This window comes from Chryseobacterium culicis (assembly GCF_900108365.1).
Taxonomy (GTDB): Bacteria; Bacteroidota; Bacteroidia; order Flavobacteriales; family Weeksellaceae; genus Chryseobacterium; species Chryseobacterium culicis.
Genome location: NZ_FNWQ01000008.1, coordinates 42,055 through 64,874 on the forward strand (window position 1 = coordinate 42,055; position 22,820 = coordinate 64,874).

Below are 22,820 nucleotides of genomic sequence, written 5' to 3' on the forward strand. Positions count from 1 at the left end.
GTTAATTTTGATACCTATCTCTAAAAAGATCGCTATGAAGAAAATTTTTTCCGCAATGCTGATGGTCGTTTCTTTACTGCAATTATCTGCACAGGAACTGTATATGCCAAGGAATATCAAAAAAGCTTATGAAAAAGGTACGCGTGACATCTCCGGGGCGCCAGGTAAAAACTATTGGCAGAATAAAGGAGTGTATAATGTAGATGTGAAAGTAGATGCCAATACAAAAACGGTTTCCGGAAAAGAAACAATTGTCTATACCAATAACAGCCCGGATGCTCTTAGTGAGCTGGCTATAAGGTTTGTGAATAATCTTCATAAGCCGCAGTCGCCAAGATCAGGTTTTGTCTCCAGAGATTTTCTTTCATCCGGACTGAAGATTAAATCTTTCAGTGTAAACGGCGAAAAATATGATATCAACAGTGATGACTGGAGTACAGTTGAAAAAGTAAAATTAAACGCAGCTTTAAAACCAAAATCAAAAGCAGAAGTTAAAATAGAGTGGGAGTATCCCTTATCTGTGCAGAGCGGAAGAGAAGGGCAGATAGATCCTGAAACCTTCTATGTAGCTTATTCTTTTCCAAGAATTTCCGTGTACGATGATTATAACGGATGGGACATGCTTCAGCATTCAGACAGACAGGAATTCTACAATGATTTTAATGATTACAGTTTTGCCATCACAGCACCCAAAAATTACGTAGTCTGGGCTACCGGGGATTTCCTGAATCCGGAAGCTGTACTGCAGCCGGAATATTTAAAAAGATATAAAGCTTCCTTGAAGAGTGATAAAGTAATGCACATTGCTACAGAGCAGGAAATGAAATCAGGAAAAGTAACAAAGCAGAATAAATGGAATGTCTGGAAATTTAAAGCCAGCCATATCACAGATTTCTGTTTTGCCATGAGCAATCATTATGTGTGGGATGCCGCAAGCGTGCAGTTAAAAACAAAAAGAGCAAGCGTGCAGGCAGGATATAAAAACGGGGCAAAAGATTTTGAACATTATGTTGACTGGATGCGTTACAATCTGGAGTGGTTCTCAAAAAACTGGCCGGGTGTAGAATATCCGTATAATGTAATGACGGCCATTCAGGGATATGCGGATATGGAATATCCAATGATGATCAACGATACCAGTATTCCTGATGATCTTCAGGACGCAAGACTTACGGCAGATCATGAAATTGCCCACACTTATTTCCCTTTCTATATGGGAATTAATGAGACAAGATATGCGTTCATGGATGAAGGATGGGCCACTACGCTGGAATACCTGATAGGAATTGATGAAAACGGAGAAACTGCCGCGAAAGAATTTTATAAAAATTTCCGTGTAAAAAAATGGATCAATGACCCTTCTGCAGAACAGGATCAGCCGGTGATTACCATGAGTACACAGGTAAGCGGTGCCGGATACGGAAACAATTCTTATGTAAAGGCATCTTTATCTTATCTGGCTCTGAAAGATTATCTGGGAGATGAGCTGTTTAAAAAAGCATTGCATCATTATATGGACAACTGGAATGGAAAACATCCGGTTCCATGGGATTATTTCAATTCTATGAATACAGGTTCAGGAAAAAATCTTAACTGGTTTTTCCAGAACTGGTTTTATACCAACAATTATATTGATTTAAAAGTCGCAGGAGCTTCCCAGATGAATGATATGCTTACTGTAAATGTTGTCAATGTGGGCGGATTTGCTATTCCTTTCGATGCCGTTTTAGCCTATGAGGACGGAACTACAGAAAAGCTGCATTTCTCTCCCTCAGTCTGGGAAAAAGATCAGAAGATGGCAGATCTGGTGATTCCGATCAAGAAGAAAATAAAATCTGTACAGCTGGATGGGGATCTTTTTATGGATTATACTCCGGATGATAACCGTAAAAACTTATAAAACTAAAAAGCCTTCAGATTCTGAAGGCTTTTGTATTGTTAAAAATACGCGGTTAATCTTAAACCCAGTGTAATATAGCTGATCTTTTCCTTTGCAGTCATATTGTTAAGTTCCTGATCCAGCTCATCACTCTCCTTAATCTCGTCACTGAAATGATAACGGATGGTAGAATTGATTTGATTGTAATCCGTATAAAATGTGAGGCCTAATCCCGGATTGAATTTATAGGTCATAGAGGCTCCTGTATTCCACCGGAAAGCAGGTTTCGGCTTGTATCTGGCAATCTGAAGCTCGTGGTTTGGGGTGTCAATATCATTTCCTTTTACGAATACCTTTCCGCTGGCAGTTGCCGCATATCCTCCGGTTACCTTTAAAGTAAGCTGCCATTTATCTGATAATTCATGAGAAAAATAAGGTCCTATTCCTGCCGAGAGGAATCCGAGGGATTGTGTTTTGAGTTCATGATCCCCGAAATCCTGTCCGTCATCAAACGTTATTCTCTGAGATTTAATGGGAAAGCTGCTAAAGGATACATCTGCACCTACACCCCATTTTTTTGAAAAGAAGTAAGCACCTTCCAGTCCGCCTTCAAAGCCGATCTGTTTTTTATCATCCAGTTCAGATTCCTTCAGGAAATTGGTAGTTCCTAATGCGGTTCCCATTTTCAGCGCAAGAAAAGAAGGATAATCATTTCCCTGGATTCTGGATAATATGCTTAAATTATCTCCTTTATTCTTATAAATTTTATCAATAAAAAAGTACCCGAGCTCTGTAGAAATAATCCCAATCCCTGCTCCGGCAAGTATGTCCGGAACCCAGTGTCTGTTATTTAAGTTCCGTCCCAGTCCTGTTAGGGTGGCAGAGCCATATCCTGCAATACTGTAGGCTGGATTTACCATTCCGTATTCCTTATGCAAAAAGCTGGCATTGGTGAAAGCCATAGCAGCATGTCCAGACGGGAAAGAATTGTTTTTGGATCCATCCGGACGTTCTACCTTTGCCGTATATTTTATAGAATTGACTAAAATAGCCATGATGGCTAAACTTGTTCCGTAAGATAAAGTTGCTCTGCCGAGATTGTTTCTGCCTTTTACGCCAGCCAGCTTTAATCCGTAAACAGCGGCGGCGGGAGCATATTGAAGATAATCATCATACTTTACTTTGAAGTTGGGAAGGTACCGGTTTCTTACCTCACGGATATTCTCTTTTTCTCCCCATGTTGCAGCAGCGGCTGTAAAAAGAATAGCAGGAGCAATAGATTTTTTTACCCAGTGTTTTTTGAAAAAAGGAGTTTTAGAGTTGAATAGACAGCCGGAAGAATTGATAAGTGCAATATCTTCTTTGAGATTCCTGGCCGGGATCGTATCCTGTGTTTTAATCTGGATGGTATCCTGTGCTTTAATACAGTATAGGTGCAATAGTATTCCTGATGCTAGTGCTATTTTTTTCATCGTAGTAGTGGTGCGAAATTAAATCGTGTAAAAATATTAAAAAAATCTATCCCAAAAATTGAGATAGACTATTTTAATATTTTTATAATATTCTGAATGAGATTATTAATTATCTCAATCCCGATCTTGGTCCGGAGGCAGCCACTACAGCCTGCATTCTGGTTTTTTGATTGGCAGAGAACATCACCATAGATTTGTCATCTACATAATCCATGTAGTTCATGAACATCTGAGAACGGCTTACACCGCCACAAACTCTGTTCAGAGGATAGGTAGGATTTCCGTAGTTAGGGCCGGGAGAAACTGGAGTGTCATTAGAGTAATCTGTCTGGCATCCTGCATCAGAAGATCCCCAAAGGTGAGGAAGGTTCAGGTAGTGTCCTACTTCATGAGTCACTGTTCTTCCTAAATTGAATGGGGCAGAAGCACCTGTTTTTCCGATGTACTGATACCCGATGACAAGGCCGTCATACCATTGCCCGGCATTTTCAGGATAATAAGCATAGCCTAGTGTTCCTGCCTGTCCGTTTTCATCAAGGATGGAATTTACTACCCAGATATTCATGTTTTTATTAACATCAGTCGCATCAATACCTCCTGTGCTTGCTTTCTTCATCTCTTCCAGGTTAGACTTCCAGCCCGTTTTAGAGTTTTGCTTACGGTTGGTAGCTACCAGTTTGAAACGGATTTTTACATCCCCTGCGGCTACGGGTTGGAATGCTGAAGGAATTTTATTAATGTCAGAATTGGTTGCCCCATAGTCTGCATTCAGTACTGCAATTTGTTCTGCAATTCTTGCATCAGAAACATTTTGGGCGGAAGTGTTGTAGATAACGTTAAAAACAACAGGGATTTCTACGGTTCCGTCTGCCAGAACTTTTCCCACTTTCAGGTCATTAACAAAGTTTTGCGTGCGGGCTTCAATTTCTTCTGCTTTTAAACGGAGTGAAGGGTTTTTTTGTAACATTTGAGCTCTTAATTCTTCGGAAGGGCAGCTTCTTTTCAGGGCTCCTGCAATAGCAGGTTCCTGATCCTGAGGTATTTCATTTTGATTGGTCAGGCTGTCGGTATTACATGCCGACATAAGGCCCAGAACTAGGGCTCCAAATAGGAATTTTTTCATATCGTTATAATATAATTTGGTTGAGGATGTGAAATTATACTATTTGAAATTAATGTGCAAACAATTCGTAAAATATTTATTAAATTAATATGTTTTACTTTGTTTATGTGTTTTTAATTTAATGTTAGTGTATTTATATTGGATTTTAATTAAATTACTGTATTTTATTTTTATTTCACGATTAAGTGTGTTTTTTAATGTAAATTATTTTATTTTTTTAATCTTTTGTAGAATATTTTACTTTTAAGTCAAGGGTTGGCTTTTGTTTATGCTCAACATGGCAATATCCTGTTAATAAAAAAACCTACCTCAGATTGCGAGATAGGTTTTGAATATTCTAAAAAAATACTTTTAATAAACTCTTAATCCTGATCGTGCTCCAGAAGAAGCTACTACAGACTGCATTCTTGTTTTTTGTCCTGAAGAGAACATAAACATCGCTGCATCGTCTACGTAATCCATGTAGTTCATAAACATCACAGATCTTTGTACGCCGCTGCAGGTATTATAAAGAGGATAAGAAGGTTTGCCGTAGTTGGCTGTAGTTTGGGTAGGGGTGTCGCTTACCTGGTCATTTCCACAGTTAGCATCTCCCCAGATATGTCTCAGGTTCAGATAGTGGCCCACTTCGTGAGTGGCTGTTCTTCCGAGGTTAAATGGTGAAGAAGCACCTGTTTTTCCAAAATAAGGAGCTCCTATGACAACACCGTCATTCCATAATCCTGCGGATTCGGGAAAAGTAGCGTAGCCAAGAATTGTACGGCCCTGGCTGGTCATTTTGCCCACAATCCATATGTTTAAATAATTGGTAGGGTTAGTTGCATCAATGCCTCCTTTGGAAGCTTTCTTCATATCATCATTGGTAGACCAGCTTGTTTTAGTGGTAGATTTTCTTACGGTATTCACCAGTCTGAATTTTACTTTGGTATCACCGGAGCTTACTGATTGGAATTCGGCAGGTATTTTACTGACATCACTGTTTGTACCGGAATAGTCGGCATTCAGTACAGCTATCTGCTCAGCAATTCTTGCGTCAGAAACATTTTCCGCTGTGGTTTTGTACACAACATTCACAACAACAGGAATTTCCACAGTGCCATCTGCCAGAACTTTTCCAACTTTCAAATCATTGGCAAATTTCTCGGTATTGATTTCCAAAGCAGCAAATTTTTGTTGAAGTTCAGGGTTTTTCTTCAGTGCTTCCTGACGGATTTCTTCAGAGGCACATCCTCTTTGTACCAGTCCTGCAGAAATAGATTCATCAATGGTATTTTCACCCGGATTAGTACTGTTGTCCTGATTACATGCCGACAGTACAGTGAGCATACATGCTCCAAATAATAGTTTTTTCATATCAAAATCATTTTGGTTGAGAATGTGAAATTATATTTTTTGAAATTGATATGCAAGTGTTTTTCTTAATTATTTGATAAATTGTTAAGTTATTTCATCTTTAATTGAATTTAATTTAACGTTATTAAATAAGTGTTGTGTTTTAGTTAATTTTAAAATTGGGTATGATGTTTTTATTTATTCGCTATGTTTATATGAATTTTTTTAATTAAAACTTTTTTTTTTAGGAACACTTTTAATATTATGTTTTAATTTGCAAAACCATTTTTAATAGCAAACACAGCCAGTCCTACACGGGTTTTCAAATCCAGTTTTTCACAGAGCTGATCGCGGTAGCTTTCCACTGTTCTGGGGCTGCAGCACATTCTGTCTGCAATTTCTTTATAGCTCAGCTCAGTGACTGTATATTTAAGAAATTCTTTTTCTCTGTCTGAAATTCTTACTGTAATTTCAGATTCCGTTTCCTTGTTGAGATTAGAAAAAATAATTTTTGATGCCCAGTCCGGATAAAAGAAACCGTCGCTGTTCAGCCGGGTAAGTGCTGTTTCCAGATCTCTGGGATGAGTGTTTTTTAAAAGGTAGCCTTTGGCTCCGCTTTTTATCATTTTAATTACGCTGTTGTCATCCCCCTGCATACTGAGAGCCATAACTTTAACGCCGGGATGGTTTTTCGTAAGCCAGACCGCGGTTTCAAAACCATCCATAATAGGCATGCTTATATCTAAAAGAATGATATCGGGGATTGTATTTCCTTCTTCAAATTTTTGGATAAGATCTTTACCGTTTTCGCATACGTAGATCACTTCAAATTCGCTGAAATTACCGATAATGCTTTCCAGTGCCTTAGCAATTAATATATGATCATCAACAATTACAATAGATTTTTTCATGACTGTTTTTTTAAGATAATAGTAAGTAGGGTTCCCGCATTTTCATTGCTTTCCATATGGAATTTTGCGCCTATGATTTCCGCTCTGTTTTTCATATTGGTGAGGCCTATTCCGTTGGATTTGATCTTTGAAGTATCAAATCCTTTTCCGTCATCACGGATGGTAAGTTCCCAAAGAATATCTTCAGAAGTATTCAGGGTGATGAAAATATTTTTACATCCGGAGTGTTTTATGCTATTCTGAATAAATTCCTGAGTGATTCTCAGCAGTACATTTTTATGAACAAACCCCAGATCCAGCTGCTTGAAATTATGTTCAAAGGTTACATGGCACTTTTTAAAAGAGTTGGTATTGTCTACTTCCTCCTGTATTAAAGTTACAATTTCTTTTTGGTTGATATTGTCATCCGTCAGCGTCTTAGACAGGCTCCTAAGGTCCTGCAGAGACTGGTTGATGATCTGGGAAACCTGATCAATTCTTTCACTTGCTTCCGAGACTTTGTTTTCGTAAAGCATCTGTTGTACGTACAGGCTTACGAGGGTAAGTTTTTGGCCTATATTATCATGAAGTTCCCTCCCGATCTGCTGCATAGTAGCCTGCTGAATTTCCAATTGGGTAGATAACAGCTCTCTCTGATGAAGTTCATTTTTCCTTTCAATTTCATTCAGATGCTCTTTTTTGCGCTGTTTGTAACTTCTGATATAGATTAATACAGCAGTTACAAACATTACAAAAAGTATATTAAATAGAATAATTACAATTAAGAGCTCTGTTTTCCCCATATAAATGAACTTGCAAATAAAATATACATCACGACCCCTGACATTAGAAAATAACTAAAATAAATATTCCAAATTTCAGTATAGTCTAATAAGATGGAATAAAATGCCATAAAAGGGAGTGTTCCTATATAAGAAAGTGTTATTCCTAAATTAATATAAAACATTCTGTTTTTATTAAAGTGAAGAATATCTTGCGAATTAATTTGCTTGTAATATTCCATAACTACCAAAAGCATTAAGATGAGACATCCAAACGTGTAGTTAAAAGCAAATACAATCTTATTCCCAGAGAAATACAACTCATTAGGAATGAAGGAAAGAAAATATAAGATGGATAGCCCATAAAAAAGCTTAGGCTTTCCTAAAGATTTAGCAGCATACAACCAGTAAAAAAATATAAACTGGACAGGCATTAAGAAATAATTATAAAAATAAGCTTTAGAGAAATAAGCAAATTTTCCCCATCTGCCATATGCCTCACTAATAAAGATGAAAATTAAGAAAAATACAAAAAATTTCCAATACTCTCTTCTTATGCGATGGTAATACAAAATGCCAACAAAAGCGGCAAGTCCCTCAGCCCATAGCATACTTTTGCTTGCAAATTCTTGGAAATCTGTCATGTATTTATAAATTAATTGTTAATATAATTCACCTGCAGGATTCTTAGGAGGGGTGAGTTGCCCATTATTTTCTCCGAGGCCGGTGTCGTCACCAAAAGGACCTCCATTTCCATCAACATTGCCGGATGGAGTAAAATTGCGTGCATTTAATGCTAAATTTGAATTTTCTCCATTTGTTTTAAATGGATTAAAATCAAAATCAATAAGTTCTCCTGTTTCATTGGTTTTTTTAACGGTTGGAATCATTACTAGAGTATGTCTTCCGGCATATTCTACTGGAACAGGATGGGAGTCCATCACAGACCAGTTTTCCTGCTTGGGATAAGTTGCATAGTAAAATCTGATCCCCAGATCTTCCGCAGAAGTATCAGGATTTACTTTTGCTGCTTCTTCTTCAATCTTTGCAATGAAGTTTTTCAATTTTGGAAGGTCAAACCAAATGGAATGAGCATCCTGTATTCCTAAGGCAGTGTTGATTGCTGTTAGATGGTTTTGACGATAATTGTCAATCAGAGCCTGGATAAGATTGTTTGACATTATTCCAGGTTGTAGTGGATTGTTTGATTCAGTATTCATAGCTTAGTGTTTTACGGTAAAACTCAATTAATATGCAAATCTCGGAAAAAATATGCTAGAAAATGCATTCAATAATAGGGATTTGTACTGTTATTTTTACCGTGTTTTTACGGATTGTGTGTAAAGCATAATTTTTGAGGTTCATTCAGATCCGGATCCTATCCATAATAAAAAAGCGGAAAAAGTTTCTTTCTCCGCTTTTTTCTTTTTAAATACATGGATATTTTCTCCAATCCCTGCAAATGTAGCCTGTAGTACAGCACAGATTGGGAGGGCAGTTCATATTTTCATCACACATAATGACTGGAGCAATAAGTCCGCCATCAATTTTTTTTAAATCTTTTCTTTTGAGCTTTTTCATATTGATTTTGTTTACGTTACTGGTTCAGTAAAGATACTGTTATTTCACTTAATAATGAAAAAAACATAAAAAAATAAGTGCTGTAGATCCTTCTACAGCACTTATTCACAAAAATAATGTATATGAAAAAAACTATTTATTTTTCGGTAGGCCGGAAAACCAGTCCTGTTTCTACAAAGTAATCCAGCGTAATTCTGTCGCCGTCATTTACATTTCCTGCCAGAATTTCTTTAGACAGTTTGTTTAATACCTCCTGTTGGATTACCCTTTTCAACGGTCTTGCTCCGAAGGCAGGATCATATCCTTTATTCATCAGATAATCTACCGCATCCTGAGTGAAGGTCATAATGATGTTTCTTTTAGATAACATGTCATTGAACCCTCTCAATTGATACTGTACGATTTTTCCGATTTCTTTTTTTCTTAGAGGCTGGAAGAGTACAACTTCATCAATTCTGTTCAGGAACTCCGGACGAAGGGTCTGCTTTAACAGATCAAAAACTTCATCTTTGGTTTTATCCACAATTTCATCCTGATTTTCCTCCGTAAGATTTTCAAAATTCTCCTGAATCAGGTGAGAACCTAAATTCGAAGTCATAATGATGATTGAATTTTTAAAATTCACCACGCGGCCTTTATTATCGGTAAGACGTCCGTCATCCAGCACCTGAAGTAAGGTATTGAAAACATCTGGATGTGCTTTTTCTATCTCATCTAAAAGCACTACAGAATAAGGTCTTCTTCTTACAGCCTCAGTCAATTGTCCTCCCTCATCATATCCTACATATCCCGGAGGAGCACCTACCAGTCTGGAGACACTATGGCGTTCCTGATATTCACTCATATCAATTCTGGTCATATTGTTTTCATCATCAAATAAGAATTCAGCCAATGCTTTCGCCAGCTCGGTTTTACCCACTCCGGTTGTTCCCAGAAATAAAAATGAACCGATTGGCTTTTTATCATCACTTAATCCGGCTCTGTTTCTTCTGATAGCATCAGCAACTGCCTGAATTGCCTCATCCTGGCCAACTACTCTGTGATGCAGCTCAGATTCAAGGTTCAGCAATTTGTCTCTCTCGGACTGTAATAATTTGGTTACCGGAATACCGGTCCATTTGGCAATCACTTCAGAAATATTTTCTGCAGTAACCTCTTCTTTAATCAGCTCGTTCTGATGATTCTGCATTTCCAGCTCAACTTTGCTGAGCTCTTCTTCTTTTTCACGAAGTTTTCCGTATTGGATCTCCGCTACTTTTGCATAATCTCCGGCTCTGGAAGCTCTTTCTGCTTCAAGTTTCAGAGACTCTATGTCTTTTTTGATCTGGGTAAGATCTTCACTTTTCTGTTTTTCTTTCAGCCATTTGGCGTTGATTTCATTTCTCTGTTCAGAAATTTTAGCAATATCCTCCTTCAGATGATCAATTTTTGTCTGGTTGCCCTCCCTTGAAATAGCTGCCAGCTCAATTTCCAGCTGCATAAGCCTTCTGTCCAGAACATCCAGCTCTTCCGGTTTGGAATTGATCTCCATTCTGAGTTTTGCAGAAGCTTCATCAATAAGGTCAATCGCTTTATCCGGTAAAAAACGGTCTGAAATATATCTCTGAGACATTTCTACCGCAGCAATAATTGCCTCATCTTTGATTCTTACCTTATGGTGGGCTTCATATTTGTCTTTAATACCACGAAGGATAGAAATAGCAGATTCAGTATCCGGCTCTTCCACCATTACTTTCTGGAAACGTCTCTCCAACGCTTTGTCCTTCTCAAAATATTTTTGATATTCGTTAAGCGTAGTTGCTCCGATGGCTCTTAGCTCTCCTCTTGCTAAGGCAGGTTTTAAGATATTGGCAGCATCCATAGCTCCTTCGCCGCCTCCGGCTCCAACCAAAGTGTGGATCTCGTCAATGAAAAGAATAATCTGTCCGTCAGATTTGATCACTTCATTCACGACGGATTTTAAACGCTCTTCAAATTCACCTTTGTATTTGGCTCCGGCGATCAAAGCTCCCATATCCAATGAGAATAACGTTTTATCCATCAGGTTTTCAGGAACATCACCACTAATAATTCTGTGGGCAATTCCCTCAGCAATGGCTGTTTTACCAACACCCGGTTCCCCGATAAGGATTGGATTATTTTTAGTTCTTCTGGAAAGGATCTGTAAAACCCTTCTGATTTCCTCATCACGTCCGATTACGGGATCCAGTTTCCCTTCTGCTGCTAACTCGTTAAAGTTTTTAGCATATTTATTTAAAGACTGATAAGTTTCTTCCGAACTTGCAGAAGTGGCTTTGCTTCCTTTTCTTAATTCTTTGATAGCGCCTTCCAGCAGATTCTTCGTTACTCCCATATCTTTCAGCATTTTAGAAACTTCCGAGGTGGTTTCCAAAAGGGATAACCATAAATGCTCAATCGTTACATATTCATCACCCATTTTCTTGGCGATGTTGGGTGCATCCAGCAATACTTTATTAGCAGACTGTGAGAGATAAATGTTTCCTCCCTGTACTTTGGGAAGTTTCTCTAAATTTTCACGGTTTCGCTCTCTTACCAAATTAGCATCTGCTTCAGATTTTTTCAGCAGGAAAGGCGATATATTTTCATCCACCTGGAAAATTCCTTCAAGGAGATGTTGAGGTTCAATACTTTGGTTGCCCAGTTCCATAGCAACCTGCTGTGCTGCCTGGATGGCTTCCTGTGATTTTACGGTATATTGATTTAAGTTCATATTGTATATATTTTTGGTAATGGTTAGTTGACAGTTTAGTTGTAAAAAACATCAAGAAACTAAATTTCAAGGCTCAGTTTCTTAATGCCATCAATTATTTAATCATTTATTCGATGACTGTATCGCAAAAACTGTTCAATTATTAAATTTACAAAAAATACGGACAAATTTTCCGGATTTTGTATTTTTAACGGAAATTTAACTTGACAAATTTTCCGATTTCTTACTTATTTCTTTAAAATCCCTGAACAAAAAGTCATCACAGGAAAAATAGCGGCTCCGAAAGCTTACTGGGAAGAAGCAGATCGTTCTTTTTATCATTAAAAAACAGACAGTTTAACTCAGAATAATTACTTTTGCATTTTACCCAATGGAATTAAAGGAAAAACAGAGAAAAATATTAGACGTAGCAGTAGAACTTTTCAAGGAGAAAGGGTATATGGGGAGCTCTGTAAGAGACCTCGCTACGAAACTCAATATAAAGGCAGCATCGCTGTATGCACACATCCGCTCAAAGGAAGAAATTCTGGAATGGATTTGCTTTGGTATTGCCCAGGAGTTTTTTGATGAACTGCAGGAGGTAAAAAATACAGATATTGCCCCGAGAGAAAAACTGAACCTCTTATTGGATAAACACCTATCCGTTGTTCTTAAAAACCGTGATGTTACTCATATTTATTCTAATGAATGGAAGCACCTTGAAGAAAGGCTTCCTGAATTTGTAGAATTACGAAAAAACTACCAGCAGGAAGTTGAAGAACTGATTTCCGAGATCTACAAAGCTGAAAACTGGGAGCTGAAATCACCTTCATTTACCACAAGATTTATCCTTCATACTTTAAACAATTCCTATTTCTGGTTCAAAAGAAGCAGTGATTCTACCGATGCAATTACCAATGAAATAAGAGATAAAATTCTTTTCGGTCTGCTGGGAAACCAACATTGACAGGTCTTGGCAAAAAAAATCATTAATACATTTTACATTATACATTTTTACAAAAGAAAGCATTAAGCCTTCGCCTTGTTATTTAGAATCATTCAAAATATGACAAAAGTCATAAAAATTTTGTCAGCTAACAAAATCTTTTTAAATTTACACCTAACAAATGTTAGTTAGTTTTATGGATTTTTCAGTTGAATATCTGGAGCTGGGTCAGTTGAGACAGCTTCAATCCGACCGGTTGATCAGCCTGATCAGCTATTTGGGAGAGAAGTCGGAATTTTATAAAAAGAAATTTGATGAATTACAAATATCTCCCCAGGATATAAGGTCGATTGAAGATATCGCTAAACTTCCTATTACATACAAGCAGGATTTGAGAGATCATTATCCGTTCGGGTTATTTACTGTTCCGAAAAATGAGCTTCAGCGTATTCACTGCTCCAGTGGAACCACGGGAAAGCCTACCGTAGTGGGATATACCAAAGAAGACATTGATCTTTTCAGTGAAGTGGTGGCAAGATCTTTACAGGCAGCAGGTGCAAGACCAGGTATGCAGCTGCATAATGCTTATGGCTACGGAATTTTCACAGGAGGGTTAGGGCTTCATTATGGAGCAGAAATGCTGGGAATGAGTGTTCTTCCTATTTCGGGCGGAATGACGGCCAGACAGGTAGATCTGATTGTTGATTTTAAGCCGGAAGTAATTTGCTGTTCACCATCATATGCTTTAACAATTGCTGATGAATTTGCAAAAAGAGGAATTACTGCAGACGAAATCAGTCTTAAATATGCCGTGCTGGGTTCAGAACCATGGACAGAAATTATCAGAGGACACATTGAAGAAAGATTAGGTGTTCATGCGACCAATATCTATGGATTGAGCGAAATTATAGGACCGGGAGTTTCCATGGAAGATTTCGAGGAAAAGGGAGGAGCTTATATCTGGGAAGATCATTTTTATCCGGAGATTTTAGATCCAATTACAAAACAGCCGGTTCCTTTCGGAGAAGAAGGTGTATTGGTAATTACCACGTTAACGAAAAAGGCAATGCCGCTGTTACGATACTGGACCAATGATATTACCAGTCTTTACTATGATGAAAACGCCAAAAGAACAATGGTGAAAATGAAACCTATTGTAGGCAGAGCAGATGATATGCTGATCGTAAGAGGCGTCAATGTATATCCAAGCCAGATCGAAGATGCTTTTTCTTATGTAAAGGGAGTGGTTCCGAATTACTATCTTACGCCAGTTGAAAAAGAGCATATGTGTATCGCTTTGGATATTGATGTGGAAATAGACGATGAATTGGTGAAAACTCAGAAAATAGAAGCCAATACCGATGATTATTTTAATTTTGTCGGGAATTTTGGAAAAAATATAGAAAACGAAATAAAAAAGAGGGTAGGAATTACTACGAAGGTAAAAGTCCATGCCCAGGACAGCCTGCCAAAGTGCGAAGGTGGAAAAATTAATAGAATACTCAAAAAATAATGAATTCATTTTATAAGCTTAAAACAGTTAAAGTTCAGAAAGATACTTCCGAAGCAGTGAATGTGGCGGTAGAAATCCCTGAGGAACTGAAAGATAAATTCAGGTTCAAACAAGGGCAGTATCTGAATTTCCGAATGATGATCAACGGAAATGAAGAAAGACGTTCTTACTCTATCTGCAACGCTCCCAGCGAAAAAGGCAATACACTGGAAGTATTGGTAAAATTGCTTGAGGGCGGAAAAGTGTCAGGCTATTTCAATGAGCATCTCCATATGGATGAAGTGCTGGAAGTAATGCCTCCTATGGGTAGTTTCAACACGTCTTATCATCCCACCAACGTAAAGACTTACGTCGGCCTGGCCGCAGGAAGCGGAATTTCTCCTGTTTTATCGAATATTAAAGAAAGTCTTTATCAGGAGCCGAATTCCAATGCTTATCTGTTCTACAGTAACAGAAGCATGAATCATGTGATGAAGAAGGCCGAGATTGATAAGCTGGTGGAAACTTTTAACGGAAGATTGAAAGTTGTTTATTTGGTAAGCCGTGAGAAACATGAAGATCCCATTTTTGAAGGAAGAATTTCTCCTGAAAAATTAGATTTGCTGTTTGAAAGATATACTGATATCGATGTAAAAGAATCTACCTTTTTTATTTGCGGACCTTCGGAAATGATTAAGGGAATTGCAGATTATCTGAAGAAAGATAAAAAAGTGCCTGCTATTCAGGTTCTGTTTGAATATTTCACTGCTCCGGATGAAGAAAACACGGAGGAAATGAGTGATGAATTCAAGGCTATTGCCAATATTGAAAGTATGGTAACGGTCATCATTGATGATGATGAATATTCGTTCCACCTTAATTCTAAAAAAGAAAGTATCTTAGATAAAGCATTGAAAGATCAGCTTCCGGTTCCTTTTGCATGTAAAGGAGGCGTTTGCTGTACGTGTAAGGCGCAGGTTTTGGAAGGAGAGGTTTTCATGGAGAAAAACTATGCACTTACCGAAGAAGAAGTAGCCAGAGGCTTCGTTCTTACCTGCCAGTGTCACCCTACAACCAATGTGGTGATGCTTAATTATGATGTTTAAGACAATTTGAAAATGAGAAAATGTGCTAATTTGAAAATACCATTATCGTGTTTAAAATTTCCTAATTCTCAAATTCTCAAATTATTTAATTTTCAAATTCAAAAAAGATGGACTTAGAAAAATTTGTTCAATACGTTCACGAAGAAAATAAAGTAGAGCCAAAAGATGTAATGCCGGATGATTACAGAAAATTATTGGTTCGCCAGATTTCACAGCACGCCCATTCCGAAATTGTAGGAATGCTGCCGGAAGCCAACTGGATTTCCAGAGCCCCTTCATTGAGAAGAAAAATGGCGCTTCTGGCAAAAGTTCAGGATGAGGCCGGGCATGGTTTATATCTCTACTCTGCCACTGAAACATTAGGAGACGGAAGCATCAGAGCAGACAGGGATGCAACTTATGATGATATGCTGGAAGGAAAAGCAAAATATTCAAGTATTTTCAATTATCCAACCTTAAGTTGGGCGGACATTGGTGCGATCGGATGGTTGGTAGATGGTGCTGCGATCATGAACCAGGTAATGCTGATGGGGAACTCGTATGGCCCTTATTCAAGAGCGATGGTGAAGATCTGTAAAGAAGAATCTTTCCACCAAAGACAAGGCTATGAAATTTTGATGGCATTGTGCCGTGGTACAAAACAACAGAAAGAAATGGCTCAGGCTTCATTAAACCGTTTCTGGTGGCCAGCTCTGATGATGTTCGGACCTAATGATGACAGCTCACCCAACTCTAAAATCTCTATGAATTACAGAGTAAAAAGAGAAAGTAACGACAGTCTTCGTCAGAGATTTATTGATGTTACAGTTTCTCAGGCTGAATTCCTTGGATTAACCATTCCGGATAAAGATCTGAAATGGAATGAGGAAAGAAAACATTATGATTTCGGAGAACTTCCCTGGGATGAATTCATGGAAATCTTAAAAGGAAACGGCCCTTGCAACAAAAAACGTATCGAAACGAAACGAAAAGCGCAAAGAGAAAATTCGTGGGTAAAAGAGGCTGCGGCGGCTTTTGCAGAGAAACAAAGTGAAAAGGTAAACTAAGAAGTAATGAAAAACTCACTTCAAATTTTATTTTTCCTTATTGTTTCGATATTGAAAGGGCAAGCCGTTGATAAACTGGCCAATATTTCTTTCAAATTGGAAAATGAAAAAGAAATAAGGATATATAAAGGAAGAGGGATCTCAAACGGAGGACAGATTTTCAGAGTTTATCAGGGAAAAGATAAGAATTGGAAAGCTGAGTTGATACAATGGTTTCTTCCTGCAAAGAAAAGTGAAGATGAGTTTGAAATAATTCCAGCTAGAGTTACTAAGCTTACATCAAAAACACCTTTAGAATTGGTGTTTTTAAACATTGAAGCACTTGATATTGAATATCTTCCCAAAGAAGAACTTTTTGAATACAAGAAATCAAAAAATGAGGTGGTTTTTGACAAAGATGAAAATGATTATTTTTTAATGTCAAGGAAAATGAGTGTTTTAGATGGAAAAGACTTTTTAGTAAAATACAAATCAAATAAGAAAGAAAATGAATTTGATTATTCTAATCCTGAAAGTTATTTAAATAAATATCCGGGAATTGATGAATATGAAAGCTTCATTAAAATTTTAAAATATGTTGAAGATAATTTCAACATCCAACTAAAATAAAAAATAAAAATAGATAATGAGTCAATTAGATATGTGGGAAGTGTTTATTCAGACTAAACCGGGATTATCTCACAAACACGTTGGAATTGTACAGGCGCCAACAGCAGAAATGGCTTTGCAGAATGCAAGAGACGTTTATACAAGAAGAAAAGAAGGAACTTCTGTTTGGGTCGTTCCAAGCAAATATATTGTGACTTCAGAAGGAGTGGATAAGGAGGCTTTCTTTGATCCGGCTGATGATAAATTATATCGTCACCCAACGTTTTACGAGATTCCAAACGACGTAAAAAATATGTAATTAATAAAGACTTCAAGATGTGAGATCTTAGATACTAGACTTTTTTGTCAATCTGAAATCTAGCATCTGAAATCTGAAATCTACTAAACAATGAACCCATTATATAATTATTTATTAAAACTAGCAGACGACAGTTTCATTATGGGACAGCGTTTGTCTGCATGGTGCGGTGAAGGTCCTTACTTGGAGGAGGATATTGCATTAACGAATATTGCGTTGGATGAACTTGGTCAGGCAAATAACTTTTACGTGTACGCCTCACGAGTCATAGACAATGGAAAAAGTGAAGATGATATCGCATTTTTAAGATATGAGCACGAATACGTCAATGCACACTGGGTAGAGCTTCCCAATGAAGATTATGCACAGACTATTCTGAAAGTATACGTATTGTCTGTATATCAAAAACTGATGTATGAAGCTCTGTCAAATTCTTCTAATGAAGAACTGGCCGCTATTGCTCAAAAATCACTGAAAGAAGTAAGATACCATTATACTCACGCTGCATCATGGATGAAAATCTTTGCACAGGGAACAGAAGAAAGCAAATCCCGTTTGGTGAAAGCTATTGAAAATATCTGGGAATATACAAAAGGTCTTTTTGCTAAAACAGAAGGAGAGGACGATCTTGTTGCTTTGAATATAGCTCCAAACGCAGAAGCTCTTTACGAAGAGTTCCTTGCTATTACGAAGAAAGATTTTGCAGATTTCGGGTTGGAATATCCAGAAAACCCTTTCATGCAGCCAAAATCAAGAACAGGATATCATACAGAATATTTCGGATTTATTCTTTGTGAGCTTCAGTATATGCAAAGAGCGTATCCTGGGTGTACGTGGTAGTAAATTATGAAGAAATTGCTTCTGGGAATATTGGTTTTTTTTCTTGCGGCCTATGTGATATTATGTATTGGGCTTTATTTCTATCAGGAGAAAATTATTTTTTATCCGGAAAAGTTACCCGAAAATTACAAGTTTACATTTGATGGTGATTTTGAAGAAGTACCCATTAAAATGCAGGATGGAAAGCATTTGAGTTCTGTTTTATTCAAAGCTCAAAATCCAAAAGGAGTCATCTTTTATCTTCATGGAAACGGAGGATCAATAAAAAGCTGGGGAGCAGTAGCTCAGCTCTATCGGAGTATGAATTATGATACTTTGATACTTGATTACCGAGGTTACGGAAAAAGCGAAGATAAAATTAATAATAAAAATCAGATCTTTTCGGATGTTGAAAATGCTTACAAAGAGCTTTTGAAAAGATATCCGGAAAACAGAATTATTATTTTAGGATATTCTGTAGGAACGGGATTAGCTGCAAAATTAGCATCCATGCATAATGCAGGATTATTGATTTTACAGGCACCTTATTACAGTATGGAAGATGAAATGAATCAGAAATTTTCATTCCTTCCGAAGTTTTTACTGAAATATAATTTTGAAACGGGTGAATATTTAAAAACCGTTAAGTCACCAGTCGTTATTTTTCACGGTGATAAAGATGAGGTTATTAACTATAAAGCCTCTTTAAAACTTAAAAATAACTTTAAAAAAGGTGATCGTCTGATTCTATTAAAAGATCAGTATCACAACGGAATAACAGATAATTTGGATTATCAGAATGCAATGAAAGTAATTCTTGATTCTGATAAAAAATAAGATATGAATCAGCTTTTAGATTTATTAAAAACAATTCCCGATCCGGAAATTCCGGTGATTGATATTGTGGAATTAGGAATTGTAAGAGATGCACAGGTCACAGGGGAAAATACCTGTGAAGTGATCATTACTCCTACTTATTCTGCATGTCCTGCCATGTTTACCATTGAGGAGGACATTATCAAAATGATGAAAGAAAACGGATGGGATGCGAAAGTGGTAACCAAGATGTTTCCGATCTGGACAACAGACTGGTTGACGGATGAAGCGAGGGAAAAACTCCGTGCTTACGGAATTACCCCGCCCGAAAAAGGAGCAGATGAACTCCACATCGGGAAACCGAAAAAATGTCCACGCTGCGGTTCTGAGCATACTAAGCAGATCAGCAGATTCGGATCTACTTTGTGTAAGGCATCTTATCAGTGTTTAGACTGCCTGGAGCCGTTTGATTATTTTAAATGTCATTGATGAGGTATTCATCAATCAGCAACAAATTTTACGGCTATGCAAAGCATAACGATGGAATTGTTAGAATGTTAAATTATTAGACGCTTACCTTAATTTATATTGTTAAATTAGTGCGTTGTTAAATAATAAATTAATAAAAACTATGTATACACAACTTGATATTGAAACGCATTTTGACGGGAAGCTTAAAATCGCCTATCTGAATCAACCTGAAACTATGAACGCCCTTACCAAGCCGGCTTTATCAGATCTTAGAGATTTTGTTAAAGAATGCAGCGAAGACGAAACGGTAAGATGTGTGGCCATTTCCGGAAGAGGAAGAGCATTCTGCTCAGGTCAGAATCTGGATGAAGCTTTTGTGGTAGGTCAGGAACACCATGATCATGACATCATCAGAAAAATTGTGGTAGACTATTATAACCCTTTGGTAATGGAGGTTACCCGTTGCAAAAAACCGGTTATTGCATTAGTAAACGGTCCTGCAGTAGGAGCTGGAGCAATGCTGGCTTTAATCTCTGATTTCGTTTTAGCCAATGAAAAAGCCTATTTTGCTCAGGCGTTTTCAAATATCGGTTTGATTCCAGATACAGGAGGAACATACTTCTTACCGAAACTTTTAGGCAGACAATTGGCCAATTATTTAGCATTTACAGGTAAAAAATTATCTGCAGAGGAATCTAAAGCTCATGGTCTTGTAGCTGAAGTTTTCACAGAAGAAGAATTCGTTCCAAAATCTATGGAAATTCTTGAAAGAATGGCAAACATGCCAACAGCAGCCCTTAAGCTTACGAAAAAAGCTTTTGCCAGTTCTTATAATAACACCTTGAAAGAACAGCTTGAGTTGGAAGGCGATCTTCAGCAGGAAGCAGCAGGTACAGAAGACTTCATTGAAGGAGTAAATGCCTTTTTACAGAAAAGAAAACCTAATTATAAAGGAAAATAATTAATTTGAAAATGAGTTAATTTGAGAATTTGAAAATGAGAAATGACAAAGAAAATATTATTGTAAATAAGACTTTTGATTTTGCACTCAATATTATTGAATTTTCAGAAGATTTATACGAAGCGAAAAAAATTCCTTTGGCAAGTCAAATTTTTAAATCGGGAACTTCGATTGGAGCAAATGTTAGAGAAGCTCAAAACGCAGAAAGTAAAGCAGATTTTATTCATAAATTAAAAATTGCAGCTAAAGAAGCTGATGAAACAGAATATTGGCTTTTGCTATGCTTAAAATCCCCATATTTGAAATCTCCAAACGAAAAATTAATGTCTGATTTAAAAGAAATTCTATTAATTCTGTCTAAAATTATTTCAAGCTCAAAATTAAAATAATTTTCAAATTAACTCATTTTCAAATTTTCAAATTTAAAATATGAATGTAGGAATTATCGGTGCCGGAACCATGGGAATCGGCATTGCACAAGTAGCCGCAACGAACGGATGCAAAGTCTGGGTATATGACGCCAATGCAAAGCAAGTGGAAACGGCAACGGTAGGTCTGGAAAAAACATTAACCAAATTGGTTGACAAACAAAAAATTTCGGCGGAGAAAATGACTGAAATTTTGGCTAATATTTCCATTGCTACAGAATTGAAGGATTTCAAAGATTGTGAACTCGTCATTGAAGCCATCATAGAAAATAAAGAGATCAAAACCAAAGTGTTTACAGAGCTTGAAAACTATGTTTCTGAAAGTTGTGTTCTCAGTTCCAATACCTCATCAATTTCTATCACCTCTCTGGGTGCAGAACTCAGGAAACCGGAGCGTTTCATCGGAATTCACTTCTTCAATCCGGCTCCGTTAATGCCTTTAGTAGAAGTTATTCCGTCCTTATTAACAGAAAAAACATTGGCAGAAAAAATCTACAACCTCATGAAAGAATGGGGAAAGACTCCTGTTATTGCCAAAGATATTCCAGGATTCATTGTGAATAGAATCGCCAGACCTTATTATGGAGAAGGCCTGAGAATTGTTGAAGAAAACATCGCCACACCGGAACAGGTGGATGAAGCCATGAAAACATTGGGTAACTTCAAAATGGGTCCCTTCGAGTTAATGGATCTTATCGGAGTAGATGTCAACTTTGCCGTAACCACCACTGTATACAAAGATTATTTCTACGATCCCAAATACAAACCCTCTTTATTGCAGCAAAGAATGTCTGAAGCCAAACTTCACGGCAGAAAAACAGGAAAAGGTTTCTACGATTACAGCGAAGGAGCAGAAAAACCTGTTGCTCAGAAAGATGATGCCTTATACCAGCAGATATTTTTAAGAATCATCTCAATGTTGATCAACGAAGCTGTTGAAGCCAAAAGATTAGGGGTTGCCAATGATGAAGATATCGAGCTGGCCATGCAGAAAGGAGTCAACTATCCAAAAGGATTATTAGGCTGGGGGAAAGAAATCGGGTATGCAAAAATCTCCGAAACCCTTCAGAACCTTTACGAAGAATATCAGGAAGAAAGATACAGACAAAGTCCTTTACTTCGTAAAATGAATTAGATAATTTGAAAATATACCAATTTGAAAATTGATTATCACCGATTTTCATTTTCAAATTCTCAAATTTATTTGATTCTCAAATTAATAGTATGAATATAGATGAATTCAGAGCAGAGCTGGAAACCAGGCTTTTAATTGAAAAACAGTATTTAACTCAGGAAGCTTCCTCAGTTGATGAGCAGGAAAGACTTGAGTTACTGGGAAAGTTTAATGAAAAATATAAAGAGCTGATCAAAAGATTAGCCAGTGAAAACGGAATTGATTTAAACGAATCCTATCCCTCTGAAAATTCATCAGATTCAGAAAAGCTTTCATACGGACAAATCATTCTGGGAAAGACCATGAATGTCTACGACAGGTTATCTGATGAGCTGTATGAAGAAATAACAAACATATAATTAATAGAAATGAATCCAAGACAAGTAGCAGATTATATGTTCAATCAGGATGAGTTTTCCCAGTGGATGAATATCAAAATGATTGAAGTAAAAGAAAATTACTGTGTAATAGAAATGCCAATTAAGAAGGAGATGCTGAATGGGCTTAAAACCGTTCATGGCGGGGTTACCTTTGCATTTGCAGACTCTGCGCTCGCATTTTCTTCCAACAATACCGGGTATGCGGCTGTAGCATTGAACTGTATCATCAATTTTACCAAAGCAGGAAAAGAAGGTGATGTTTTCAGAGCAGAAAGTGTTCTGGTTAATGATACAAGGAAAACAGCGGTTTATGACATTCAGATTACCAATCAGAATAAGGAGCTGATCGCAAAATTTGTAGGAACAGTCTACAAAATCGGAAAAAAAGTAACAGAATTATAAAGAATTTGAAAATTTGAGAATTAGGTAATTTGAAAACTATTGTACTCCATAAATTCTTTATTTACCTGAAATTTTCAAATTCTCAAATTGACTCATTTTCAAA

24 protein-coding genes are annotated in these 22,820 nt (G+C 37.1%); 15 read left to right on the top strand and 9 right to left on the bottom strand.

From position 1 onward, the window contains the following. Nucleotides 1-34 precede the first annotated feature (34 nt). Complete coding sequence (locus BLW74_RS20705; protein WP_089696301.1) at nt 35-1,900, top strand: M1 family metallopeptidase; 1,866 nt, start codon at nt 35-37, stop codon at nt 1,898-1,900. A 38-nt stretch (nt 1,901-1,938) separates the two neighbouring features. Here BLW74_RS20705 and BLW74_RS20710 read toward each other — a convergent pair whose 3' ends face one another. The 9 genes from BLW74_RS20710 to clpB form a co-directional block, all read right to left on the bottom strand. After that, nucleotides 1,939-3,351: a phosphatase PAP2 family protein gene (locus BLW74_RS20710; protein WP_089696304.1), complete on the bottom strand. Its 1,413-nt coding sequence runs from the start codon at nt 3,349-3,351 to the stop codon at nt 1,939-1,941. 109 nt (nt 3,352-3,460) lie between these two features. Then, the gene (locus BLW74_RS20715) at nt 3,461-4,474 is read right to left on the bottom strand and encodes a zinc metalloprotease (RefSeq protein ID WP_089696306.1); all 1,014 of its coding nucleotides are present in this window, start codon (nt 4,472-4,474) and stop codon (nt 3,461-3,463) included. 351 nt (nt 4,475-4,825) lie between these two features. Next, complete coding sequence (locus BLW74_RS20720; protein ID WP_089696310.1) at nt 4,826-5,827, bottom strand: zinc metalloprotease; 1,002 nt, start codon at nt 5,825-5,827, stop codon at nt 4,826-4,828. A 248-nt stretch (nt 5,828-6,075) separates the two neighbouring features. Continuing rightward, nucleotides 6,076-6,717: a response regulator transcription factor gene (locus BLW74_RS20725; RefSeq protein ID WP_089696313.1), complete on the bottom strand. Its 642-nt coding sequence runs from the start codon at nt 6,715-6,717 to the stop codon at nt 6,076-6,078. Further along, complete coding sequence (locus BLW74_RS20730) at nt 6,714-7,445, bottom strand: sensor histidine kinase (RefSeq protein ID WP_228424995.1); 732 nt, start codon at nt 7,443-7,445, stop codon at nt 6,714-6,716. Before BLW74_RS20730 ends, BLW74_RS20725 begins: the two co-directional genes overlap by 4 nt. A 32-nt stretch (nt 7,446-7,477) precedes the next feature. Further along, nucleotides 7,478-8,122 carry a hypothetical protein gene (locus BLW74_RS20735; RefSeq protein WP_089696320.1) on the bottom strand — a complete coding sequence of 215 codons (645 nt, stop codon included), beginning with the start codon at nt 8,120-8,122 and terminating at the stop codon, nt 7,478-7,480. Nucleotides 8,123-8,140: 18 nt separating this feature from the next. Beyond that, the gene (locus tag BLW74_RS20740) at nt 8,141-8,698 is read right to left on the bottom strand and encodes a hypothetical protein (protein ID WP_089696324.1); all 558 of its coding nucleotides are present in this window, start codon (nt 8,696-8,698) and stop codon (nt 8,141-8,143) included. Nucleotides 8,699-8,906: 208 nt separating this feature from the next. Further along, a complete protein-coding gene (locus BLW74_RS22575; RefSeq protein ID WP_167358484.1) occupies nt 8,907-9,059 on the bottom strand; it encodes a hypothetical protein in 153 nt (50 codons plus the stop codon). 136 nt (nt 9,060-9,195) lie between these two features. After that, on the bottom strand, nt 9,196-11,790 hold the full coding sequence (gene clpB, locus BLW74_RS20745; RefSeq protein WP_089696327.1) for an ATP-dependent chaperone ClpB: 2,595 nt from the start codon (nt 11,788-11,790) through the stop codon (nt 9,196-9,198). Between the two features lie 370 nt (nt 11,791-12,160). Here clpB and BLW74_RS20750 point away from each other — a divergent pair, with 370 nt between their 5' ends. The 14 genes from BLW74_RS20750 (at nt 12,161) to BLW74_RS20815 (ending at nt 22,717) form a co-directional block, all read left to right on the top strand. After that, nucleotides 12,161-12,736 (top strand): TetR/AcrR family transcriptional regulator, encoded by a 576-nt coding sequence (locus tag BLW74_RS20750; RefSeq protein WP_089696330.1) that lies wholly within the window; start codon nt 12,161-12,163, stop codon nt 12,734-12,736. Between the two features lie 175 nt (nt 12,737-12,911). Then, a complete protein-coding gene (locus BLW74_RS20755) occupies nt 12,912-14,228 on the top strand; it encodes a phenylacetate--CoA ligase family protein (RefSeq protein ID WP_089696333.1) in 1,317 nt (438 codons plus the stop codon). Then, a complete protein-coding gene (locus BLW74_RS20760; RefSeq protein WP_089696337.1) occupies nt 14,228-15,313 on the top strand; it encodes a 2Fe-2S iron-sulfur cluster-binding protein in 1,086 nt (361 codons plus the stop codon). Before BLW74_RS20755 ends, BLW74_RS20760 begins: the two co-directional genes overlap by 1 nt. Nucleotides 15,314-15,420: 107 nt before the next feature. Continuing rightward, the gene (gene paaA, locus BLW74_RS20765; protein WP_089696339.1) at nt 15,421-16,359 is read left to right on the top strand and encodes a 1,2-phenylacetyl-CoA epoxidase subunit PaaA; all 939 of its coding nucleotides are present in this window, start codon (nt 15,421-15,423) and stop codon (nt 16,357-16,359) included. A gap of 6 nt (nt 16,360-16,365) precedes the next feature. Then, on the top strand, nt 16,366-16,968 hold the full coding sequence (locus BLW74_RS20770; protein WP_089696344.1) for a hypothetical protein: 603 nt from the start codon (nt 16,366-16,368) through the stop codon (nt 16,966-16,968). 16 nt (nt 16,969-16,984) lie between these two features. Then, nucleotides 16,985-17,266 carry a 1,2-phenylacetyl-CoA epoxidase subunit PaaB gene (gene paaB, locus BLW74_RS20775; protein ID WP_062672207.1) on the top strand — a complete coding sequence of 94 codons (282 nt, stop codon included), beginning with the start codon at nt 16,985-16,987 and terminating at the stop codon, nt 17,264-17,266. 90 nt (nt 17,267-17,356) lie between these two features. Next, nucleotides 17,357-18,106 carry a 1,2-phenylacetyl-CoA epoxidase subunit PaaC gene (paaC, locus tag BLW74_RS20780; protein ID WP_089696347.1) on the top strand — a complete coding sequence of 250 codons (750 nt, stop codon included), beginning with the start codon at nt 17,357-17,359 and terminating at the stop codon, nt 18,104-18,106. Nucleotides 18,107-18,112: 6 nt separating this feature from the next. Then, nucleotides 18,113-18,922, top strand: coding sequence for an alpha/beta hydrolase (locus BLW74_RS20785; RefSeq protein WP_089696350.1), 810 nt, complete (start codon nt 18,113-18,115; stop codon nt 18,920-18,922). A 3-nt stretch (nt 18,923-18,925) separates the two neighbouring features. Continuing rightward, the gene (gene paaD / locus BLW74_RS20790) at nt 18,926-19,390 is read left to right on the top strand and encodes a 1,2-phenylacetyl-CoA epoxidase subunit PaaD (RefSeq protein ID WP_089696353.1); all 465 of its coding nucleotides are present in this window, start codon (nt 18,926-18,928) and stop codon (nt 19,388-19,390) included. 142 nt (nt 19,391-19,532) lie between these two features. Continuing rightward, complete coding sequence (locus BLW74_RS20795) at nt 19,533-20,333, top strand: enoyl-CoA hydratase/isomerase family protein (RefSeq protein WP_089696356.1); 801 nt, start codon at nt 19,533-19,535, stop codon at nt 20,331-20,333. A 35-nt stretch (nt 20,334-20,368) separates the two neighbouring features. Beyond that, nucleotides 20,369-20,722, top strand: a complete 354-nt coding sequence (locus tag BLW74_RS20800) for a four helix bundle protein (protein WP_089696359.1) — start codon at nt 20,369-20,371, stop codon at nt 20,720-20,722. Nucleotides 20,723-20,762: 40 nt separating this feature from the next. Beyond that, nucleotides 20,763-21,896 (top strand): 3-hydroxyacyl-CoA dehydrogenase NAD-binding domain-containing protein, encoded by a 1,134-nt coding sequence (locus BLW74_RS20805; RefSeq protein ID WP_089696362.1) that lies wholly within the window; start codon nt 20,763-20,765, stop codon nt 21,894-21,896. 89 nt (nt 21,897-21,985) lie between these two features. Beyond that, entirely contained in the window at nt 21,986-22,294 is a 309-nt protein-coding gene (locus tag BLW74_RS20810) for a hypothetical protein (protein ID WP_089696365.1), read from the top strand. Nucleotides 22,295-22,303: 9 nt separating this feature from the next. After that, nucleotides 22,304-22,717, top strand: a complete 414-nt coding sequence (locus tag BLW74_RS20815) for a PaaI family thioesterase (protein WP_089696368.1) — start codon at nt 22,304-22,306, stop codon at nt 22,715-22,717. Nucleotides 22,718-22,820: the final 103 nt, after the last annotated feature.

Excerpts from the sequence above, each read along its gene's own strand:
- BLW74_RS20705 (WP_089696301.1), top strand. The coding sequence starts at position 35 with ATGAAGAAAATTTTTTCCGCAATGCTGATGGTCGTTTCTTTACTGCAA.
- BLW74_RS20710 (WP_089696304.1), bottom strand. The coding sequence starts at position 3,351 with ATGAAAAAAATAGCACTAGCATCAGGAATACTATTGCACCTATACTGT.
- BLW74_RS20715 (WP_089696306.1), bottom strand. The coding sequence starts at position 4,474 with ATGAAAAAATTCCTATTTGGAGCCCTAGTTCTGGGCCTTATGTCGGCA.
- BLW74_RS20720 (WP_089696310.1), bottom strand. The coding sequence starts at position 5,827 with ATGAAAAAACTATTATTTGGAGCATGTATGCTCACTGTACTGTCGGCA.
- BLW74_RS20725 (WP_089696313.1), bottom strand. The coding sequence starts at position 6,717 with ATGAAAAAATCTATTGTAATTGTTGATGATCATATATTAATTGCTAAG.
- BLW74_RS20730 (WP_228424995.1), bottom strand. The coding sequence starts at position 7,445 with ATGTTTGTAACTGCTGTATTAATCTATATCAGAAGTTACAAACAGCGC.
- BLW74_RS20735 (WP_089696320.1), bottom strand. The coding sequence starts at position 8,122 with ATGACAGATTTCCAAGAATTTGCAAGCAAAAGTATGCTATGGGCTGAG.
- BLW74_RS20740 (WP_089696324.1), bottom strand. The coding sequence starts at position 8,698 with ATGAATACTGAATCAAACAATCCACTACAACCTGGAATAATGTCAAAC.
- BLW74_RS22575 (WP_167358484.1), bottom strand. The coding sequence starts at position 9,059 with ATGAAAAAGCTCAAAAGAAAAGATTTAAAAAAAATTGATGGCGGACTT.
- clpB (WP_089696327.1), bottom strand. The coding sequence starts at position 11,790 with ATGAACTTAAATCAATATACCGTAAAATCACAGGAAGCCATCCAGGCA.
- BLW74_RS20750 (WP_089696330.1), top strand. The coding sequence starts at position 12,161 with ATGGAATTAAAGGAAAAACAGAGAAAAATATTAGACGTAGCAGTAGAA.
- BLW74_RS20755 (WP_089696333.1), top strand. The coding sequence starts at position 12,912 with ATGGATTTTTCAGTTGAATATCTGGAGCTGGGTCAGTTGAGACAGCTT.
- BLW74_RS20760 (WP_089696337.1), top strand. The coding sequence starts at position 14,228 with ATGAATTCATTTTATAAGCTTAAAACAGTTAAAGTTCAGAAAGATACT.
- paaA (WP_089696339.1), top strand. The coding sequence starts at position 15,421 with ATGGACTTAGAAAAATTTGTTCAATACGTTCACGAAGAAAATAAAGTA.
- BLW74_RS20770 (WP_089696344.1), top strand. The coding sequence starts at position 16,366 with ATGAAAAACTCACTTCAAATTTTATTTTTCCTTATTGTTTCGATATTG.
- paaB (WP_062672207.1), top strand. The coding sequence starts at position 16,985 with ATGAGTCAATTAGATATGTGGGAAGTGTTTATTCAGACTAAACCGGGA.
- paaC (WP_089696347.1), top strand. The coding sequence starts at position 17,357 with ATGAACCCATTATATAATTATTTATTAAAACTAGCAGACGACAGTTTC.
- BLW74_RS20785 (WP_089696350.1), top strand. The coding sequence starts at position 18,113 with ATGAAGAAATTGCTTCTGGGAATATTGGTTTTTTTTCTTGCGGCCTAT.
- paaD (WP_089696353.1), top strand. The coding sequence starts at position 18,926 with ATGAATCAGCTTTTAGATTTATTAAAAACAATTCCCGATCCGGAAATT.
- BLW74_RS20795 (WP_089696356.1), top strand. The coding sequence starts at position 19,533 with ATGTATACACAACTTGATATTGAAACGCATTTTGACGGGAAGCTTAAA.
- BLW74_RS20800 (WP_089696359.1), top strand. The coding sequence starts at position 20,369 with ATGAGAAATGACAAAGAAAATATTATTGTAAATAAGACTTTTGATTTT.
- BLW74_RS20805 (WP_089696362.1), top strand. The coding sequence starts at position 20,763 with ATGAATGTAGGAATTATCGGTGCCGGAACCATGGGAATCGGCATTGCA.
- BLW74_RS20810 (WP_089696365.1), top strand. The coding sequence starts at position 21,986 with ATGAATATAGATGAATTCAGAGCAGAGCTGGAAACCAGGCTTTTAATT.
- BLW74_RS20815 (WP_089696368.1), top strand. The coding sequence starts at position 22,304 with ATGAATCCAAGACAAGTAGCAGATTATATGTTCAATCAGGATGAGTTT.